The organism is Pseudomonas sp. I2, assembly GCF_040984075.1.
GTDB lineage: Bacteria > Pseudomonadota > Gammaproteobacteria > Pseudomonadales > Pseudomonadaceae > Aquipseudomonas > Aquipseudomonas guariconensis_B.
This window is the reverse complement of sequence record NZ_JBCGFQ010000145.1, coordinates 1-474: the sequence shown is the minus strand read 5'-3', so window position 1 is coordinate 474 and position 474 is coordinate 1. Positions and strand designations below refer to the sequence as shown.

Sequence of the window (474 nt, the reverse complement as noted above, 5' to 3'; positions counted from 1 at the left end):
GGGCCAGCAACGAGGCGGCGTTCCTCTACCAGCTGTTCGTCCGTGCCTACGGCACCAATAACTTCCCCGACTGCTCGAACATGTGCCACGAGGCCAGTGGCGTGGGCATGAACAGCACCCTCGGGGTCGGCAAGGGCACCGTGGTGTTCCATGACCTGGAACTGGCTGACGCGATCTTCGTGATCGGCCAGAACCCCGGCACCAATCATCCACGCATGCTCGAACCGCTGCGCGAGGCGGTCAAGCGAGGTGCCCAGGTGGTGTGCTTCAACCCACTCAAGGAGCGCGGCCTGGAGCGCTTCCAGCACCCGCAGCACCCGTTCGAGATGCTCAGCAACGGCGCCGAGCCGACCAACACCGCCTACTTCCGTCCGGCCCTGGGCGGCGACATGGCGGTGATGCGCGGTATCGCCAAGTACCTCCTGCAGTGGGAGCGCGAGGCCCAGGCCAAGGGCGAGCCAGCGGTGTTCGACC

At 66.2% G+C, this 474-nt stretch carries 1 pseudogene; it reads left to right on the top strand.

Annotation, left to right across the window (positions count from 1 at the left end):
- Positions 1–474: pseudogene (locus tag WCE05_RS25960) on the top strand (CbbBc protein); the annotation flags it as partial.